Source organism: Halocella sp. SP3-1 (assembly GCF_003953885.1).
GTDB lineage: Bacteria > Bacillota > Halanaerobiia > Halanaerobiales > DTU029 > Iocasia > Iocasia fonsfrigidae.
Map to the genome: position 1 here is coordinate 3,039,015 of NZ_CP032760.1, position 18,831 is coordinate 3,057,845.

Genomic DNA, 18,831 nt, shown 5'->3' on the forward strand with positions numbered 1-18,831 from the left:
ATTTCCCATAACTATGTTTCTCTTTTAGTCATTATTTGTTTTCTTTACTTGTACGGAATATATACTAAAATCATTTTCACTTTTTACAAAATTTAATCTTTCTTTACCAATATTTTTTTTGTTAACCAGATATAAATCAGGCGATAAAAATTGTTCAACAAAAGGCAGATCTGGGGTATAGAAAAAACTGCCCCCTGATTTTAAAGAATTGAGTAATTCCAGATATCTTCTGGCATAATTAATGTAATTCCCATTCATTTTAAAATGAGTTCTTTTAAAATGATTTGTAAAAGATAGATGTGAAATAATAGTTCCCCAATAATTTGGTTTAAGTTTAAAATTAAACCAATCGATTTCTATTACATATGGTTTCTCTTCTACATTTCTATCTATACCATAGGTCTCTATACCCTGCTCACGTAAATATTGAACTAATCTGGCACTGGAACCACAACCAATATCTAAAACTGGCTCACACATCTTTTCTATATTAATACCCAGAATATCAAGTTGAAAAACTGCTCTATACTCTGAACAGGGAATTTCATCTACAATTTTTTTCTCTTTAGGGAAAATTTTTAACTCATCAATATCATTTAAAATTTCTCTTAATTGCACCTGATGTTCAATTACAAGTCCATTTAACCAATTTAAGCCAATCGCTTGATTTGAACTTAATCTATTAAATATAGTCTCCATAAAATTTCTATACAGATTATTCATCCTGTTCCTTAGTTTATCAGTTATTTCGGCATATTGATTTAATTTAAATATAGTCTCAATTATCGTTTTAGTAGAATATTCTGCAACTATCCCAATAAATTTTTTTATTTGCAATTTATCAGTAGAATTAAAATAATCAATAAATTTTTGTCTGTGAGATATTATATAGTCAACAGCATAATTCCCTAATAGGAAATGCTCATCTTGAGATGATTCATAAAAAATATTTTTTCTGTAGTTTACTTTATTTAATTGATCTATGAACATCAATAAATTATTTTCAATATTCATATGGTCCTTCCTTTCCAATAAAACAACATAATAAAACCGATTATCATAAAAATCTATTTTTATAACAAATCTATTTATACAATAAAATTAGAGATAGCAAATGCTATCCCGGTGTTATTACTATTTTTTAATGTCTAGAATCTTAAAGTATGTAGTATAAATTTGTTTAAATTTAAAGGTTTACTTGCAAATCTATAAATAATAATATATAATAAAAAATCAGAAACAATTAAGCATGTAAACATTACTACCCAATAATACTATAACATATTTAAATGACATTGTCAAGGAATATTAAAAATAATTTATAAGGGGGTCTAAATTTGAACTTACCAGATATCTTTAATACTGCAGCTTCTTATAATAATCAATTACTGGAGACTAATCTTAGCTCAAAAAAATATGGGCTAAAATTAACAGAAAAAGATGTTTCCGAAATTATTGAAGACAGAGAACGTGTACTAAATCATCAAGGTAGAGTTGAACTAGATATAAAAGTAACAGTAAAGATAATCGAATTTCTTTATTCATCACCTTATGTAAATCAAGATAATTATTCTGATACAGTTATAGGATTACAAGAAATATTCTATTATTTAAAAAGTGAGACTGATGACCAAATTGCAGATGATATATTATTAAATAAAATATTCAAGCTCTACGAAAATATCTGTGCCGGATCCCTTGAACTTTTAAGGGGTAGAGAAGCGGATAAATTAATCAATAAAATTAAATATCAAGATCCAGATAAGGAGGTTGCTGATGCATAATAAAATTGTTACAATATCAAAATTAAAAAAAGAAAACATTAATAAATATCATTATACGCTCTCTCTTCTCCTAGAAGGGCAAAGAAAAGGACTTATAAATAAAAAAACAATCAATAGTATTCACCAACAAATAATAGTGATATTAAGAGAATTAATTCTAAAATATACTAAGGGAAACAGTACTTCTGTTAAAGTAGAGACTGCTGAAAATATTCAGAAATCCATCCTTTACGTTATCGATTTTAAGCTGGCTAGTTATTCCAATCCGGAAAAAAGTTTATTTATAATCAAAAAAACTGATGTAAAAAAAATATACGAAGAAGGTATAATACTATTAAAGAGAATTATAGAAGATGCAGAAAATTTATATGCGTATATCAAAGAAAATAAGCTTAAGATCCCATTGGAGGTATATAACTCAACAATTGAAGAAGCACTTCCTGTGTTTTTTGCAAGTTACGACATAAATTATAATGCACACAATACTGTAACTTATGTAGACTATCCTTTAGTTTTCAATGATCTGAAAATGCAGGGAATAATCTATATTAACGATTATCTTAAAAACCTTAACCTGGAAACCAATTTTTGTGGACATTTCAACATTAACGATATTAAAAATGTTTTAAATAATTATGGTCACCTTTATAATATTGACTACAGACAGACACCCATTAATATATTTGAAATCGTAATTAACAATTCAATATTTTCTGCAATATTAAGTAATAATATAACTGACCTAAATATATCAGAATCACAATATAAAATCTTAAAAGGGATATTTACACAATCAACAGCTTATGAAAATAAAGTTATAATTAATGAGGCCATTAACAAAATTATTGCTAAACTAAAGAATAAAGATAAGAACTTAATTAATTATATTCGACAATATAAGCCACTTCTAATTACTAAAATACTAAACACAATAAAAAATGATAGTCTCCATAACCTTATTATTACAGATAATACAGGGGTAAAAAAAGAAAAAATTGTCTTTTCTTCAAGCAAGAGTATGAGCAATGATATATTCCGCAGTTTAGTTGAAAAAATAAGAAACAGTTCAGATACCGCTGATAAAATAACTATAATAACAAGTAAAGTTAAATCAATGGATGATCTGATTGATATTTTATCTGCTGATTGTTTATATGCAGATGAGTTTAAGGAACTATATAAACAGATCAGCAATGTAGAATTAGCAGTATTAGCCAAAATGATATTTCTTGAAGAAATAAGGGCTGGCCAATTTCATTTAGCTGGTTTAATAGTCAACGAAGATTTTGATGAAGAATGGCAACAGCAATATGTAGAGTTTATTCTTGAATTAAGTAAAATCCAGCAAAGAAAGATTGAACAATTAATAGATAAGATAGAATTATAGCTATATTTATCCTTATTATCTTTTATTCGAATCTCCAACTCCAACAAGACCCCACTGGAACAAGTTCCTTTATTAAACTAAGCAAATTTTCCTGTGTCTTCACATAAAATCCTTTCATATTATTATTTTTAATATTGCCTAGTAGTCTTTCTATTTGCAAATTCTGGTGCCATTTAATATTTTTATCCATCGCTTTATTCTCCCCCTAATTTAAAGCTATTAGTAAGTATGATTTACCTGTGCAAAAAATGGCAATAACTCTTTATTGTTTTCATTAACATATTTACCCCAAAAAATTCTTGGCACTGAATCATTTTTATTTAAAATTTTTTTATAAGAGTTTGGCTAATCTTTATAATATAATCATCAACTTTAAAACCCATAATATCACCACTTTATAATACTTAATTACTCTCTATGACTGCTTTTGCATTTTTAAAATCTGAATTAACCGTTCTTTTTAAATATAACCATGCTAAGAAATTAAAGTCTTCTCTTTCACCGATATGTACTACTAAAGTTTTATTATCTTTTATGGAAAATAATCTAGTTCTTGAAACCTCACCTTCCATATATAAATCAATAATTCCTTTTTCTTTATCTAATACTGCTTTTGCTTCATAAGTATTATTATACTGATCTGAAATTATATATCTTTCTTTATTAACTTCTTTAACTTCATCTACCCAAGCTGGATATAATTTGGGATAATTATTGACATTAGAGAACCATTTCCATACATTATCATAAGATTCATCAATAATTTTTTTATTTATATGAATCTTCCGGTTAATCTTAGTAATAAATTCTTTCCAAACAAACAAAAATATTAATATAAACCCCGTTGTTATTAACGCTGTTAGTAAGATTACTCCACTATATTCAATGCTCATTATACTCACTTCTCCTTTTATTCTTTTATTCAATCGAAATCCAAATTTCAGCTTTACATTCAAAATCTTTTGGATTTCTTAAATAATAAGCTTCTAAATCAGGTTTTTTAGCATATTGATATCCTGTACTAGGAAACCATTCTGAAAATATACGTTGCCAAAGTTTATGAATACTTTCAGGCATTTTACCTATAACCTCAAATATTACCCAAGTTGAAACAGGAATTATTCTTTCCACTAGATCAAATTCATCGTCTAATTTAGCCTCGGTTTTTTCTACCGCCGATAAATAAGTTAACTTTTCCTTTTCATAATTAATATCCAAACAAACTCCCAGAATTCCTAAATCCCTCTGACTCTCAAATAGCTTGTTACATAGTCCCATTTTCTCACACTCATCCCAAAAAATTGGAATACGCTCAAAGTTTTCTTTCATATTTATAGAGGCGTTCATTTCTTTACCAATAATAGTAAAAGATTCTTTTTCTTTGATCTTATATTTTATTTTTTCATTCCCCTTGACCTGAATTTGAAAAGAAAATCGTGGATATGCTTCTAAAGTTATTTCCTTATCCTGTACAAAAGAAGGGCTTATCCCATGTAATCTCTTAAAAGCTTTAGAAAAAGATTCTGGTGTAGAATAACAATACTTTAAAGCTACATCAATTACTTTTGATTTAGGTTTTAATAATTCGTAAGCTGCTAATGTCAATCTGCGGTTACGAATATACTCAGAGACAGTCACACCTGTCAACATATGAAACATTCTTTGATAATGATATTTAGAAACTCCAGCCACCTTTGCAGCTTTTTCTATTTCAATATTACTGCAAAGGTTTTTTTCTAAATAATCAATGCTCTTATTAATTCTTTCAAATCCCTCCATTTCTTTTCTCCTTTCTTTAATTATAACAGTTATAGTAATAATAAATCATGTTATTATATGCTTTTTAATGACAGATTTATTTATAAGGCATGTAATTTAATACACAATCTGGTAGGTCAGGCGGGTTATCCCGCCCTTCCCCCATCAGAACTGTGCGTGATAGTTTCCCATCACACAGCTCAAGCAGCCTAACCCAACCTTCGAATTGACGGTAACAAATATTAAATTTCTTACCTAACCTTTCAGAATATATGGTCTGACTTTCCTACTTGACATTCCCTTAAGACCCTTGCGTGAACATGTTGTTAGCTGTTGGAATGATATAAGCAACTTGACTTTCATTAATTTTTTTTCTAATTCACATAAATATTTAAGCATCTACTAATTAATTATTAAACACTTCATATTATGCTCAATTAACGTAACGACAAACTGGAATTTATACTTTTCGACTTATCTTCAACTGAATACAATAAAAATTAAAACTAATCGAAAAACTTCCCCTTATAAAAATTCTCATTCCCAAGTTTCTTTGCCGTCAGCCTGAACATAACACAACCATCTGGACATACAATATCTTTGCTATATTTGCTAGTTCCACCGATATTCTCTAAATCTCCACCACTTCTGACAGCCTCCATGATTGGAAACATAATCATCATTACTTTGGAGCAAATACCCTGTCCATCTGTATTTACAGGACAGCCATAGGTGCAGGTATACTTGTCTCCGACTTCCTCGCCATTTCGGCAATACCGCTCTGTGTGGTCACCACGCAGAAACCCTATTACCTCGATTTCCCATTCAAACTCCTCATCATACCATTTTTTCACGATAAACCTCCAACTTCAAATTTGTCTTCTCATTGTTTATAAATAATCTTTACTAAATTAATAGCTATTTGATAACTTTAACTACGTTTTATAGACCCTAATTCTATACTCTGAAATTATATCATTCTTTCAGCGTCACGGTAGGATTACCAGTTACCTAGTCACCCCCGCACAGATCCCGGCGTGCGGAACTACCGCACCGGGCTCCTCAAGAATATTCACTTCCGTAATCAGACAAAATCGAATTGTAACTGGGTTTCTGTATTCTCCGTTATTCTGGGTTTACATATTCCATACCAATCTACAATCTCATTGAACTTATCCCAGTTCATGCTTCTTCTCTGGCTTCTCCTGTTTAACCATTTATACAGTATCTTTATCGCTATGTCGAAAAACTCCTTCAAACTATCTCCATTATTTATTAATCCATAATAGTTATAGTATCCGCGTAGCTTAGAATTCAGTTTCTTGAATATTGTTTTAAGGCGCTTATTTCTAATCATCTTACACCACTGGGTAAAATTCTTGATTGACTTCTTTAATTTCTTCCTGGAAGTCCTTCGCTTAATTATATCTCCAAACTTTTCTGATTTTCCCCATCTGAATTCAAAACCCAGAAACTCAAAACTACCACTTTCTTCTTTGAATCTGGAAAAGATAATTATATTGGTTTTTTCCATTGATAGTTCAAGGTTGAATTTCTTTAATCTTTTCTGCATTGTATAAGTCTCGAAAACGATATTTCTTTTCCCTTTTTGCCTTCTGCGATATTCCCTCCAGTGAGGTTTGCACTAAGTATTCCGACCTTGCTCGTTCGGTTAGTGTTTCCTTTGAAGACTGCATATTCTTGTCAACCCCTTCCCCATGTAGCCGGCTCTCCCGACCTCGGAGTACTATAGTTGATCCGAAGTCCTATTGGTTTCTGGTTGTCCTTCTTGTTTGGTTGGATTAACCTACCAGCCTACTTATCTCCTTATTTTCTTGTATCTAAGCTGGAACCCATAGGATTCCTCCCAAGTTCCTGATATTTCTCTCTCTTCATGCCTGGTCCTCTGACCCAGACAGACCCTCCAGAGTCTTACCATTGCGACTCTTTTGTTTCGACTTCCGCAACGTTAAATACGTCGTCATCTGCTCTTTGTCTGTTTCCAGACCCTCGCTTACGGGGCTGAATGTGCTTCAGGAGTACGGTCTCCTTCTGGCCTAAAGATTTCTCTGTGTACACTTCACCTAGTAGTTACCTATTTTCGGTGCAACACTCGATACGGGTGACTGGTTAGGTCTTGCCCGACAAAGACTGGCCTGTGAAAATCCATTCAACGACTATTGCTTTGTTCCAATAGACAGCGAGGTAGCAATAGTTCACCTTATGCCTGGCTCTTTATTTCAACCTTACCATCGGGTTTACTTACGTTGGATCTTTCACTCGATTTCACTTTGCAAGAAATATCAAGCTTCTTGGCGTTCTAACGTATCCGAGTTTACGAAGTCTCTGAACCTTAGCCAGACCTGGCTTAGGTTCAGAAATTTGGGTGAAACGACGTCAGGAGTGGAACCGTAAACTCATTGTTATACGACGTATCGTGTCCCACAGTGCAGACTATCAATTTCTACTATTAAATAAAGACATTATTTAGAAATCCAAGCTATAATTGGAACCCACAATTCATCCTTAGGTTCATGATCTGGAGCATAAAAGCACTCAATACATGGTAAATCAGCTAGTTTATAACCTGATGTAGGTAACCATTCAGTATATAGACGTTTCCAAGCATTGATTGTATCTGGGAAAACTGCCCATGTACTTTTGGGGATTATTATCTTTTCCATGTCTTCAGGTACTTTGTTTTTATAACGAACTCCTATCATATAATCAAACTTTTCATCAGTAATAGAAGATTGTTCGCCAACAATTCCTAATAGACTTTCTAGCTTACATTGAGGATCTTCCCATGACATATCAATTAATCTCTGTACTAAACCAGTCTTGCTAGCTTCTTCCCATATTTTAGGAACTATCTCAAATGCCTTTTCAGTAAGAATAGTATTCTTTACTCCCACAACTGTAAACTCAAAATCTAGTCTTTCAATTCTGTACTCCATTTCAACATCTCCCTTAATTGATATTTGAAAGGACATTTTCGGAAAGGCTTTTAAAGATATTCCACTATCACGTGCTTCAGAAGGATTAACACCATGAAGATTTTGAAAAGCACGGGAAAATGAATCTGACGATGTATAACCATATTTAAATGCTAGGTCAATTACTTTAATATTACTATTTTGTAATTCAAAAGCTGCAGACGACAGTCTTCTTCTACGAATATATTCAGATAGAGTGACTCCCATTATAGTAGTGAACATTTTGGAAAAATGATACCTAGAACAACAAGCTAATTGCGCTAACTTCTCATAGCTAATCTCATTTGTTAAATTTTCTTCAATATAATCCATTACTTTATTTACTTGTTCAAGCCAATTCACATTAATCAGTCCTTCCAATTATAAGTATATAAGAAATTAGATTTTTTTACCCGATATTTCGTGTACAAGTATGTCAGATCTAAATGAAATTACTAACTATACCCCTTATCACGATAGTCTGGTAGGTCGGGAGCCTCACGGCTCCTTTCCTCCATAAGAACCGTACTTGAGCCTTTCAACTCATACGGCTCAAGCCATTCAAAACTAGTCTTCGGACTAACAAACAATAATTTTTATTTTAATTTTTATTTAATTCTCTTTTTAAGTAATATTTATCATACTTTGATAAATAAGGATTTGCCTCAAACTTGATTAATCTATGCCTAATTATTTTTTGTATCACTTGCAAAGATTAATTTTGTCTGTCCATCTGAAAATATCCAGTCACGTTCCCCTCTGATTTCCAGTATTTTCCCTTTGTCCACTTGCTTGGTTTCTTCGGGTGTCTTCTTTTTGCCCATTTCCACAGTGCTTGAAAGATATCCCTGTCCATTCTTTGATAACTCTTTTTAGAACAGGCTGTTCTATGATAATTACACCATCCTCTTATCTTTGGATTTAGTATTCTTATTAAGTCTCTTTGTTTTATTGTTTTCTGTTTCTTTATTTCTTCCCTTATTTCCTTCATTATTGATTTATACGATTTCTTCGATGGCTTTATTATCATTTTCCCGTCATACTTTCTAAAGTTCCAGCCTAAAAAGTTAAACCCTTTATTTATATGTGTTATTTCTGTCTTCTCTTCTGATAACTCCAATCCTCTTTTTTTTAAAAAGTCTTCTATTATTATTTTTATCTCCTCTAAGACTTCTTTATTTGTTGCAGTTATCACAAGGTGAGTAGCCCGGAGGAATTTCACCTCCAGGCCCTCTCAGAACCGGACGTGAACCTCTCAGCTCATCCGGCTCCCATTATTCAGCCGTAGGTAATATTCCCATCTTCCAATGTGCAAATAATCTTTTCATTTTCTTTGCTATACGTCCCATCCAGCGTTCTGCTCGCCGTCTATGCCTGGTCAACTTCTTGTATTTTCTTCTCGCCCAGTGCACCAAAGCTCTGTTCAAGTGTTTTAATACCGGATATAATGCAGATTTATAATAACGACCGTAATAATTTATCCAACCACGAATTATAGGATTATACATTCTGGATATATCTATTAATTCTATATCTGGTCTAAGATGTATCCGCCAGTTTCTGATGACCTGTCTCATTGCTTTACATGCTTTGTTACTCACAGCAGGTGTAAAGTTAATGAAATACTTACCATAACGATTCTTTGACCTCCTAGGTCTGAATGTATATCCAAGAAAATCAAATTTTATATTTTCATGCTCTTCCCTACGGTCATCATCTTTACAGTACACTATTCTTGTTTTATCAGGATGCAGTTCTAATTTACATTCTCTTAATCTTTGTTTTAATTGCTTGTGTATTATTTCTGCCTCCATCTTTGTTTTGCAGTGTATTATCGCATCATCCGCATATCTTGCCCATGGATTGTTTGGAAATGTCCTTTCCATCCACTTATCTAAGGCATAGTGCATAAAAAGATTTGCCAGAACAGGACTAATCACACCACCCTGTGGTATTCCTGCTTTTCTTTCTTCTATTGTTCCATCTTCGAATTGAAAAGGTGCTTTTAGCCATCTTTCTATATACAAAATTAGCCATTTATTATCAGTATGTTTCTTGACCGCTTTCATTAATAGTTCATGGTCTATATTATCAAACAGTCCTTTGATATCAAACTCGAGAACCCAGTTATACTTCCAGCATCTTTTCCGAGTTATTCCTACAGCATCTATTGCTGATTTCCCAGGTCTATACCCATAGGAGTCTTCGTGAAAGTATGGTTCTACTATTGACTCAAAGAATATCTTCGCTGTCATTTGAGCTATTCTATCCTCTACTGTCGGTACTCCTAGCCTTCTTATTCCACCATTCTTCTTTGGTATTTCGACTACTTTTACTGGCGAAGGGAAATAGCTACCAGAAGACATTCTGGATTGTCAACCCCTTTTTAGCACACTTTTTTCTCGGACATTAACATCCTATATTCTACAGGGGTAAGATAATCTAATGACCCATGTATTCTATGGTTATTATACCAGTTAACATAATCAAATAGCTCATATTTCAATTCCTCAAAGTTAGTAAATATTCTATCAAAAGCAAACTCTGTCTTTACAACTTTAAAAGCAGCTTCTGCAACTGCATTATCATAAGGGCAGCCTTTCTTACTTAAAGAACGATTAATACTAAACGTATGTAACAACTGGTCTATAGCCTTGTTTTTAAACTCATTACCTCGATCAGTATGTAAAATATTGATCTCGTTAAGAGGCCTTTGAATACTTGAAAAAGCTTTCATTACAAGTGATGCTGTTTTTCTTTTGCCAACGGCATAGCCTATGATTTCACGGTTAAATAGATCCAGTATTAAGCAAATATAATTCCATTTCCCATTGACATTTACATATGTTAAATCACTGACTACAACATCTAAACTCTGATCTCTATCAAATTTTCTATTAACGATATTTTCGGTTTTTTCCTCATTGAATTTTGTAGAATGAACTTTATATTGCTTAACAGTGTATTTAGAAACCAAACCGTATTTCTTCGTTATTCGGCCTATTCTTCTTCGGGATACCTGATAGCCTTTCTTGGCTAATTCCTGCTTTATCTTTCTTGTGCCATAGTTGTTTTTACTCGTTTTAAAGATAGATATAATTTCATTTTCAAGCGTACTATCTGAGGACTTTTTCTTCGGCTCATAATAGACAAGGCTTCTTGATATCTTTAATATTCGGCACATAGCGCTGATACTGTATTTATTACTATTAGCTTTAATTACTGCTATTTTCGTCCCATTATCAGCGCTGCTTGCTTTAAAATATCATTCTCCATTTTTAGGTGTTGATTTTCTTTGCGTAATTTAATTAATTCTTTTTCCTGGTCAGTTCTGTTATCTTTTGCTTTAAATGACTCTGAGTTATTAAAGTCTTTTACCCACTTATTAATAGTGGATCTGGCAATATCATATTCACTTACTATTTCATTTATTTTTTTGCCATTACTCACTAAACCTACTATCTGTTTTTTGAATTCATCATTATATCTTTTGGCTCTTTTTGATGACATGATATTCCTCCATTGATATTGTATTTTTTCATTATATCATGTCCGAGTTTTTTCTGTACAATTAATTATAACCTATCCAACTTTTAATGGTAAGTATAAATCTTCAATATTTTTTTGTTGATTCTTAAATACAATCGTATCCATAGTAGAATATTTTTCATATGCTCTACATAAATATTCCTTAAATCTATTCTCAAAATAATGAGCCACCAATTCTTTGTCTAATTTCATTTCTTTTCGAACTTCTTCTAATTTAGGTTTAACATATACATCTACAATTGGTTTAACAAAAGTACTTATCATTACAAATCCTCCCTTAACATTACTAATTAAATAATGTTTTTCAATAATTAATTAACTTGATTCAAATTTTGGATAACGTAAACGTATTGCCGAAGTTCAGGGGCCTTAGATAGCTCTTATCTTAGGCACCTGAATTTGGGTGAAGCGATAGCGGAACCGGCAATATAATGTTATAAGAAGTGGCGACATTTTCTTTAATCTCTGCAAAATATGAAAAGAAAAATAGTTTTTATATATAATTATGGTTATTTACCGAGAAGAACTCTTGCAAACTTCTTAGCGCCATTTATAGCTTTCTCTGTTTGAAATGAAGCTTTATTTTCTTCATCTCTTACTGAATACATTCCTATATAATTTAAATGCGAGTGCTCACAAAGACGTTTTATTCCAATTTCAAATGGTTCTGCTCCATAATTCGAATCATATCCATGTGTTGCTATGATAGCACATTTTTTACCCTTCCAAAGCGAACCCCTTCCTTGTCCATAATATTTATTCATTCCGTAAAAACGATCAAGTACTGCCTTCATTTCAGCAGGACAATACCATGTATAAATAGGTGTTGCTAGAACAAAACAATCTGATTGAACCACCTGAGAAACAATATCTTGCATATCATCTTTTTGCTGACAACCATAATCACCTGTTGCATTTTGACAAACATAACATCCACGGCAAAAGGAAATTGCAATATTTTACTAATTTATATGAATTGTATTACAACTTTTATATATTTGTCAATAATAAAGACTTACTCTTGCTTAATAACACATTATATTTTCACTGATTTTTTAGTAGTTGGTCTAATGGACTTTTAATCTTTTTATATTGCGTTTTACTTACATGGGTATATATTTCTGTAGTTTTAGTACTTTTATGACCTAAAAACTCTTGGATATACCTGATATCAGTACCGTTTTCTAAAAGATGTGTTGCAAATGAGTGGCGTAATGAATGAACAGATACATCTTTTTTTATATTTGCTTTACTAACTGCTTTTTTAAAAATTTTTTGAACAGACCTTACGCTTAAATGTTTTCTCCCCGTCCTGGAAATAACCATTCATAAATTTTATATTTTGATCTATATGCTCGAAGATACAAAAGAGCAGTATCAGAAATAATTGTATATCTATCTTTTTTAACTTTACCTTGAGGAACTCCTTCCTTTAATTGCAAATTTTTTATTTTTCGTTTATTTTTTTAAGGCATTTTTTTAATTAGAGTGAATTTAATAAGTTTAACAGGTAATAATAGAATTATCAAAACAATACACTTTTAAAACAAATTATTACTAATGTGATAATTAAAAAAGGAGACAAAACATGCTGGTTAAAGATCTAATTATAAAACAACTTGAGAAGTTTGGGGTAAAACACATATATAATTATCCAGGTGATACGACATTAAAATTCATATCTTCCTTAAAAGATTCAAATATAAAATTATTTTCACCTAAGCATGAAGGAACAGCTGGCTTAATGGCCTCTGCCGAATCCAAACTAACCGGAAATATATCTGTCTGTCTATCACATAGTGGACCTGGTACAGCCAATATTCTAAATGGAATAGCCGATGCAGCAAGTGACCGTGTACCCATGTTATTAATTAGCGGACAGGTAGAAACATATAATATGGGTACAAATTATAAACAATTTGTCAATCTAGCTGAACTAACAAACCCATTAACTGTATACTCATCTGTTTTAATTAATCCTGAAAGCACAATTGATCTGTTATACAAAGCTGTAAGTATGGCAATTGCTAGAGGTGGTGTCAGTCATATTATAGTACCTATGGATATATGGGACATGGAAAGTACCGCTACTTGTCGGGAATATCCTGAGCATCTGAAAGTAAAGAAAATACCAGACCCTGGTTTAATTCAAAAGGCTGTAGAAATAATCAATAAATCAGAAAAACCAGTAATTATTTATGGTAGGGGTTGTAAAAATATACGCAATGAACTGATTGAAATAGCAGAAAAAATTTCAGCGCCGATAATATCCACTCTACCTGCTGCTGGAATTGTCGATTATGGTTTTCCTTATGAAATGGGTGTTTTAGGTCATAGTGGTAATCAATATGCCTCTGAACTATTAAAAAAATCCGACTTAATAATAAAACTAACAGCGACCTGGTGGCCAAGCGATTATACACCAAAAGAACCGAATATAATACAGTTTGATACAGCAAAAGAAAACATAGGGGCTTCTCATCCTGTTACCCTGGGTATACCTGGTGACATCTCCCTTGCAATAAAACAATTAAAAACTAATCTAAATGAAAAAAATAATCAAATGTGGATAGATCATATGAATGAAATTAAAAATAAATGGATAAAAGAAGTAAACCAAGGCTATGCAGAAAATAAATGGCCTTTGTCACCATCACAGATTATCAAGGCCTTCAGTGAAAACTGTGATGAAAATGATATCATCTCCCTGGATTCAGGAGATAATGTTATTTTCTTTGGAAAATTTTTCGGCAATAAATGTAAGGATGTATTAATATCAGGAACATGGCGAACTATGGGGTTTGGTTTATCTGCTGCACTGGCAGCAAAAATAAACTATCCCCAAAATAATTCAATTGTAATAACCGGTGATGGCGGACTAACTATGGTAATGGCAGAACTTTTAACTGCTAAAAGATATAATCTACCAATCACCATTATTTTATTAAATAATGGAAACCTGTCCATGGAAAAAAATAGAATGATAGCAGCTGGACTCCCTACTGAAGAAGTAGAATTAACCAATCCTGATTTTGTAAAACTCGCAGAGGCATGTGGGATAACAGGAGTTCGTGTTGACAACTTAGATAACTTCAAAAAAATAATAAAAGAAACACATAATAATGAACAAGCAGTCTTAATAGATGTACCTGTTAGTAGTCCTATTATACCTGATACCAAATTAATGTAATTCTTCTTCGCACTATTATGATTTTCATGTTTTGGTGGTATATATTTAAGATTATTTATAAACAAAACTAAGTATATTTTACTAGCCAGTTATATTATTAAAGCAATTATCCTACAGCAAAAACAATAGCATCTGTTTACATATACAAGGCAGTGATAATCAATAAGCAAAATAATATAACCAACTAGTATTGTTCTATTTTAGACATGTCACCTGACTTATTTAAAATACTGGGACAACAGCCCCCTTATATTCTTCTAAAATGAAATTCCTTATCTCCTCAGATTTCATTACCTTTACAAGTGTTTGGACTAATTCATCATTTTGATTTTTTTTGCTAACTACTAAAATATTAGCATAAGGGGATTCATCACCTTCAATAATCAGAGCATCTTCAAGGGGATTCAAACCAGCCTCAAGAGCATAATTAGTGTTTATGAAAGCAGCTGTTACATCAGGCAAAACCCTCGGTAGTTGTGCTGCCTCTAATTCCTTGAATTTTAATTTCTTAGGATTACTACTAATATCAAAAGGAGTTGCCTCTAGCTCATTTTCAGCATCTAATTCAATGTAACCCTTATTTGCCAGTAATAATAAGGCTCTTCCTTCATTTGAAGGGTCACTAGGTACCGCTATTATCCCTCCATCTGGTAATTCATCTATTGAATTAATTTTAGTTGAATATAAACCAAAAGGCTCAACATGTATTTTAGCAACTGATACTAGATTAAGACCGTGGTCTGCATTAAAACTTTCTAAATATGGGAGGTGCTGAAAGAAATTAACATCTATACTCCCATCATTTAAGGCTAGGTTTGGTGTTACATAGTCAGTAAACTCTACAATCTCTAATGTTATACCCTCTTCTGCCAGAATTGGTTTAGCAAACTCCAGTATTTCTGCATGAGGTACAGGGGTAGCACCTACCTTAATAACACTAGCCCCGGCCAGCACAGCAGTAGACCCAGTAATTAAGATTCCTAAAACCAATACTAAAAATAATATTTTCTTCATCTTATCATCTCCATTTTATAATAGTTATTGAAATACCTGTTTATCTATGATCAAAATAAGCAGCCAATTTATTTCCAATCCATTGGATAATTTGAACTAATAAAACTAAAATCACTATCGTCTCTATCATTACTCCAATTTTAAACCTCTGGTACCCATACCTTATCGCTATATCTCCAAGACCACCTCCTCCAACTGCACCGGCCATAGCAGAATAGGCAATTAAATTAATCATTGTCAGAGTAATACCAAGTATCAAGGAAGGCAGTGATTCTGGTAGTAAAACCTTAAATATAATTTGAACAGGGGTTGCTCCCATTGACTTAGCAGCCTCTATTACACCAGGACTGATTTCCAATAAGGCATTATCAACAATCCTGCCTACAAAAGGAATAGCTGCAACTGCCAGAGGTACTATAGCTGCAGTAGTGCCAATAGAAGTACCAACTATTAATCTGGTCAATGGTATAATTGATACCATAAGAATAATAAAGGGTATCGACCGACCCAGGTTGATAATACTATTTAAGACCCTATTTATAATACCATTGGATAATATATGCCCCTTACGGGTTACAGCCGTCAATATACCCAGGGGTATTCCCAAAAGAACAGCTATTAACAATGAAACAAACACCATATATAATGTTTCTAAAGTACCATCCCAGACCAACTGATTATATTTACTCAACATTGCTAAAATATCACTCACCTGCCAACACCTCCAGAGATAAACCATTATTACTTAAAAATTCAATCCCTTTACTAATTGACTGGTCATCACCCTCCAGGTCAAGTATTAAAGTACCAAAAGGAATTCCTTGAATATCATCAATTCTCCCATAAAGAATATTAGCATCAAGATGAAATTTTCTTACCAGCAGAGAGATTAAAGGTTGATGGGTAGACTCACCCATAAAAGATACCCTAATTAGTTGACCCTGCTGCTTAATATTATTCAAACCTTCTGGCAGATTATAATCAATAACAGTTCTAATAAAACGCCTCGTCAAATTCTGCTGAGGATTGGCAAAAAGGTCTATTACCTTACCTTCCTCAATAATCTTACCCTTTTCCATCACAGCTACTCTATCACAGATATCTTTAATAACATCCATTTCATGTGTTATCAAGATTATAGTTAAATTTAATTCATCCCTGATTCTCTTTAAAAGGTTAAGTACAGCTTCTGTACTCTCCGGATCAAGTGAAGAAGTCGCCTCATCAGAAAGAAGAACCCCTGGATCATTAGCCAGCGCCCGGGCAATTCCAACCCTCTGTTTCTGACCACCACTAAGTTCAGCAGGATAATGATCAGCCCTATCTGTTAGGCCGACTAATTCCAGTAGATAAGCAACCTTTTTTAACCGTTTATTCCTGGATAGACCAGCTATTTCCAGGGGAAAAGATACATTTCCCCTTACAGTCCGGGACGTAAGCAAATTAAAGTGTTGAAAGATCATACCAATCTTTTCTCTATTATTCCTTAATTTCCCGGCTGTGACTTTTGTCAGATCCTGTCCATTAATTATTATACTCCCCTGATCAGGTTTCTCAAGTAAGTTAAGTGTCCTGATTAGAGTACTCTTGCCTGCCCCACTCGGCCCTATTACACCATAAATTTCACCCTCTTTAACCTGTATATTCACATTATCAAGAGCAGTCAGTGTTCCCTGGGCTGTATGATATTTCTTTGATAAACCACTAATTTCAATCATCACTTAGCAATCACCTTCCTAAAAATATATAGATACAAAAAAAGCCCTCTTGAGAGGGTCTCTAAATATCCTCTCATCTCCCATCCCTTAACTGGAATGCAGGATTTAGCACCTTACCTCACAGGGTAGGTTGCCGGGTTTCACAGGGCCAGTCCCTCCACCACTCTTGATGAACATATTATATTTTATAATAATGTTGAGTAAAATAATATGTTTAATATATATTTCCTATTTATATTAGAATATCATTAAAGAAAATACTTGTCAAGAATAATTTTAATTTTTTTAGACAATATTAATTGCAAGTTAAAATGCACGGTTTCTTAAAATATTTTCATCTTCAATATTTGTTAATATATGTTAAGCAACATTAAATGTCTTTTCCTTAAATATTTCTCTAGACGTTTTGAACTCAAAGATTTTTCTCGGGTAGGTATTTATAAATTCTTGTATTCTTTTAACTTTATTTCTGGTTAATCCTTTGAAGCTAATTCCTTTGGGTAGAAACCTACGGATCATCTTATTTATGTTCTCATTTGTTCCTCTTTGCCAGCTGCAGTATGCATCACAATAATACTGTTTTGTCCTAGGAATACTACTCCCGGTGAAAGACTCTTCAATACCCTCATAATCTTTAAATTCAGACCCATTGTCTGTTGTAATTGTTTTAAATATCTTTCTAAATTTAACTACTCCATGGCGTCGCTCAATTCTATCTAGGCCTTTTATCACTGATTCCTGGGTTTTATTTGGAATTAATTCTATTATCTCTTTACGACTTGTTCTTTCACTCAATACAAGTAAATATGGTTCATTCTTGCCCTTTCTCCCTTCAACTAAATCCATCTCCCAATGTCCAACCTCTTGCCGCTTATCTGCTTCATTTGGTCGGTCTCTTATTGTCCTGTTTTGTTTATGATTTTTTGTTCTTTGACTCTCTTTCGGCTTCCTTTTTTTCTTTCTATATTCACCATAGATTAAGTTATTTCTTTCAATCTGTAATATCCCTTGATCTATATAATTATAAATTGTTTTCCAATGAATTGATATATCAAATTTATCACTTTCATCAATCATTAATGCTATTACTTCTGGTGAATATTTCTCTTTAATTTTTTCTTCTATAAAACTTGCTAAATCAAAGTTTTTTCCTATTTTAAGTTTAGGCCCTTTTGCTGATGCATTAGTATCATATACACCCTGAGCTATCTCAGGAATATATTCTCCCTTATCTCTCCACATGTAGTCCTTTAGGATTGTAATTCCTTTTTTAATATCTCTACTAATAGTGGTTCTATGGCAGTTCATCTCTCGGGCTATCTCAGTATAATTTTTTCCTTGCTTATTATATAAATGAGCTATGATTTTTCTATCTTCTAGAGTTAAGTGTTTTCCTTTTTTTCTTTGTATGTTATAATGAGTTTGACGCATATTCTGTATCCTCCTAATGTTTTGT

19 protein-coding genes, 1 pseudogene and 1 riboswitch are annotated in these 18,831 nt (G+C 32.4%); of the genes and pseudogenes, 3 read left to right on the top strand and 17 right to left on the bottom strand.

What is annotated here, in order from left to right; all coding sequences use genetic code 11:
* Positions 1-24: 24 nt before the first annotated feature.
* Positions 25-1,014: a class I SAM-dependent methyltransferase gene (locus tag D7D81_RS14675; protein WP_125990802.1), complete on the bottom strand. Its 990-nt coding sequence runs from the start codon at positions 1,012-1,014 to the stop codon at positions 25-27.
* Between the two features lie 323 nt (positions 1,015-1,337).
* On the opposite strand from D7D81_RS14675, the gene D7D81_RS14680 reads away from it, so the two are divergent.
* Both D7D81_RS14680 and D7D81_RS14685 read left to right on the top strand, forming a co-directional pair.
* On the top strand, positions 1,338-1,784 hold the full coding sequence (locus D7D81_RS14680) for a DUF6323 family protein (protein WP_125990803.1): 447 nt from the start codon (positions 1,338-1,340) through the stop codon (positions 1,782-1,784).
* Complete coding sequence (locus tag D7D81_RS14685) at positions 1,777-3,171, top strand: DUF6179 domain-containing protein (RefSeq protein ID WP_125990804.1); 1,395 nt, start codon at positions 1,777-1,779, stop codon at positions 3,169-3,171. The genes D7D81_RS14680 and D7D81_RS14685 overlap by 8 nt, the downstream gene beginning before the upstream one ends.
* Positions 3,172-3,193: 22 nt before the next feature.
* Here the strand turns inward: D7D81_RS14685 and D7D81_RS19595 are convergent, their stop codons facing one another.
* The 12 genes and pseudogenes from D7D81_RS19595 to D7D81_RS14740 all read right to left on the bottom strand — a co-directional run bounded on the left by D7D81_RS19595 (position 3,194) and on the right by D7D81_RS14740 (position 12,779).
* Positions 3,194-3,361, bottom strand: a complete 168-nt coding sequence (locus D7D81_RS19595) for a hypothetical protein (RefSeq protein ID WP_164522279.1) — start codon at positions 3,359-3,361, stop codon at positions 3,194-3,196.
* Between the two features lie 214 nt (positions 3,362-3,575).
* Complete coding sequence (locus D7D81_RS14690) at positions 3,576-4,064, bottom strand: hypothetical protein (protein WP_125990805.1); 489 nt, start codon at positions 4,062-4,064, stop codon at positions 3,576-3,578.
* 25 nt (positions 4,065-4,089) lie between these two features.
* A complete protein-coding gene (locus D7D81_RS14695) occupies positions 4,090-4,950 on the bottom strand; it encodes an AraC family transcriptional regulator (protein ID WP_125990806.1) in 861 nt (286 codons plus the stop codon).
* A 485-nt stretch (positions 4,951-5,435) separates the two neighbouring features.
* Positions 5,436-5,783 (bottom strand): TIGR04076 family protein, encoded by a 348-nt coding sequence (locus D7D81_RS14700; RefSeq protein WP_125990807.1) that lies wholly within the window; start codon positions 5,781-5,783, stop codon positions 5,436-5,438.
* A gap of 230 nt (positions 5,784-6,013) precedes the next feature.
* Positions 6,014-6,502 carry a group II intron maturase-specific domain-containing protein gene (locus D7D81_RS14705; protein ID WP_125990808.1) on the bottom strand — a complete coding sequence of 163 codons (489 nt, stop codon included), beginning with the start codon at positions 6,500-6,502 and terminating at the stop codon, positions 6,014-6,016.
* Positions 6,503-7,412: 910 nt separating this feature from the next.
* Entirely contained in the window at positions 7,413-8,267 is an 855-nt protein-coding gene (locus D7D81_RS14710) for an AraC family transcriptional regulator (RefSeq protein ID WP_125990809.1), read from the bottom strand.
* Positions 8,268-8,619: 352 nt separating this feature from the next.
* A complete protein-coding gene (locus D7D81_RS14715; RefSeq protein ID WP_286169763.1) occupies positions 8,620-9,099 on the bottom strand; it encodes a group II intron maturase-specific domain-containing protein in 480 nt (159 codons plus the stop codon).
* Between the two features lie 79 nt (positions 9,100-9,178).
* A pseudogene (gene ltrA, locus D7D81_RS14720) lies at positions 9,179-10,276 on the bottom strand (group II intron reverse transcriptase/maturase); the annotation flags it as partial.
* Between the two features lie 14 nt (positions 10,277-10,290).
* A protein-coding gene (locus D7D81_RS14725) for an IS3 family transposase (protein ID WP_125990811.1) occupies positions 10,291-11,414 on the bottom strand; the annotation gives its coding sequence in 2 pieces (ribosomal slippage) (positions 10,291-11,165 and positions 11,165-11,414; 1,125 coding nt in all).
* A 72-nt stretch (positions 11,415-11,486) separates the two neighbouring features.
* The gene (locus D7D81_RS14730; RefSeq protein WP_125990812.1) at positions 11,487-11,717 is read right to left on the bottom strand and encodes a hypothetical protein; all 231 of its coding nucleotides are present in this window, start codon (positions 11,715-11,717) and stop codon (positions 11,487-11,489) included.
* Positions 11,718-11,962: 245 nt separating this feature from the next.
* Positions 11,963-12,331 carry a flavodoxin family protein gene (locus D7D81_RS14735; protein WP_164522280.1) on the bottom strand — a complete coding sequence of 123 codons (369 nt, stop codon included), beginning with the start codon at positions 12,329-12,331 and terminating at the stop codon, positions 11,963-11,965.
* A gap of 166 nt (positions 12,332-12,497) precedes the next feature.
* Complete coding sequence (locus tag D7D81_RS14740; RefSeq protein WP_125990814.1) at positions 12,498-12,779, bottom strand: tyrosine-type recombinase/integrase; 282 nt, start codon at positions 12,777-12,779, stop codon at positions 12,498-12,500.
* A 262-nt stretch (positions 12,780-13,041) separates the two neighbouring features.
* On the opposite strand from D7D81_RS14740, the gene D7D81_RS14745 reads away from it, so the two are divergent.
* Positions 13,042-14,643, top strand: a complete 1,602-nt coding sequence (locus D7D81_RS14745) for a thiamine pyrophosphate-binding protein (RefSeq protein WP_125990815.1) — start codon at positions 13,042-13,044, stop codon at positions 14,641-14,643.
* A 222-nt stretch (positions 14,644-14,865) separates the two neighbouring features.
* Here D7D81_RS14745 and D7D81_RS14750 read toward each other — a convergent pair whose 3' ends face one another.
* From D7D81_RS14750 to D7D81_RS14765, 4 genes are all read right to left on the bottom strand, one after another.
* The gene (locus tag D7D81_RS14750) at positions 14,866-15,657 is read right to left on the bottom strand and encodes a MetQ/NlpA family ABC transporter substrate-binding protein (protein ID WP_125990816.1); all 792 of its coding nucleotides are present in this window, start codon (positions 15,655-15,657) and stop codon (positions 14,866-14,868) included.
* Between the two features lie 40 nt (positions 15,658-15,697).
* The gene (locus D7D81_RS14755; RefSeq protein WP_125992243.1) at positions 15,698-16,351 is read right to left on the bottom strand and encodes a methionine ABC transporter permease; all 654 of its coding nucleotides are present in this window, start codon (positions 16,349-16,351) and stop codon (positions 15,698-15,700) included.
* A 10-nt stretch (positions 16,352-16,361) separates the two neighbouring features.
* The gene (locus D7D81_RS14760; RefSeq protein ID WP_125992245.1) at positions 16,362-17,375 is read right to left on the bottom strand and encodes a methionine ABC transporter ATP-binding protein; all 1,014 of its coding nucleotides are present in this window, start codon (positions 17,373-17,375) and stop codon (positions 16,362-16,364) included.
* Positions 17,376-17,445: 70 nt separating this feature from the next.
* Positions 17,446-17,551, bottom strand: a riboswitch (SAM riboswitch).
* Between the two features lie 184 nt (positions 17,552-17,735).
* On the bottom strand, positions 17,736-18,806 hold the full coding sequence (locus tag D7D81_RS14765; RefSeq protein ID WP_125988224.1) for an IS30 family transposase: 1,071 nt from the start codon (positions 18,804-18,806) through the stop codon (positions 17,736-17,738).
* Positions 18,807-18,831: the final 25 nt, after the last annotated feature.

Excerpts from the sequence above, each read along its gene's own strand:
- D7D81_RS14675 (WP_125990802.1), bottom strand. The coding sequence starts at position 1,014 with ATGAATATTGAAAATAATTTATTGATGTTCATAGATCAATTAAATAAA.
- D7D81_RS14685 (WP_125990804.1), top strand. The coding sequence starts at position 1,777 with ATGCATAATAAAATTGTTACAATATCAAAATTAAAAAAAGAAAACATT.
- D7D81_RS19595 (WP_164522279.1), bottom strand. The coding sequence starts at position 3,361 with ATGGATAAAAATATTAAATGGCACCAGAATTTGCAAATAGAAAGACTA.
- D7D81_RS14690 (WP_125990805.1), bottom strand. The coding sequence starts at position 4,064 with ATGAGCATTGAATATAGTGGAGTAATCTTACTAACAGCGTTAATAACA.
- D7D81_RS14695 (WP_125990806.1), bottom strand. The coding sequence starts at position 4,950 with ATGGAGGGATTTGAAAGAATTAATAAGAGCATTGATTATTTAGAAAAA.
- D7D81_RS14705 (WP_125990808.1), bottom strand. The coding sequence starts at position 6,502 with ATGCAGAAAAGATTAAAGAAATTCAACCTTGAACTATCAATGGAAAAA.
- D7D81_RS14730 (WP_125990812.1), bottom strand. The coding sequence starts at position 11,717 with ATGATAAGTACTTTTGTTAAACCAATTGTAGATGTATATGTTAAACCT.
- D7D81_RS14735 (WP_164522280.1), bottom strand. The coding sequence starts at position 12,331 with ATGCAAGATATTGTTTCTCAGGTGGTTCAATCAGATTGTTTTGTTCTA.
- D7D81_RS14740 (WP_125990814.1), bottom strand. The coding sequence starts at position 12,779 with ATGGTTATTTCCAGGACGGGGAGAAAACATTTAAGCGTAAGGTCTGTT.
- D7D81_RS14745 (WP_125990815.1), top strand. The coding sequence starts at position 13,042 with ATGCTGGTTAAAGATCTAATTATAAAACAACTTGAGAAGTTTGGGGTA.
- D7D81_RS14750 (WP_125990816.1), bottom strand. The coding sequence starts at position 15,657 with ATGAAGAAAATATTATTTTTAGTATTGGTTTTAGGAATCTTAATTACT.
- D7D81_RS14755 (WP_125992243.1), bottom strand. The coding sequence starts at position 16,351 with ATGTTGAGTAAATATAATCAGTTGGTCTGGGATGGTACTTTAGAAACA.
- D7D81_RS14760 (WP_125992245.1), bottom strand. The coding sequence starts at position 17,375 with ATGATTGAAATTAGTGGTTTATCAAAGAAATATCATACAGCCCAGGGA.
- D7D81_RS14765 (WP_125988224.1), bottom strand. The coding sequence starts at position 18,806 with ATGCGTCAAACTCATTATAACATACAAAGAAAAAAAGGAAAACACTTA.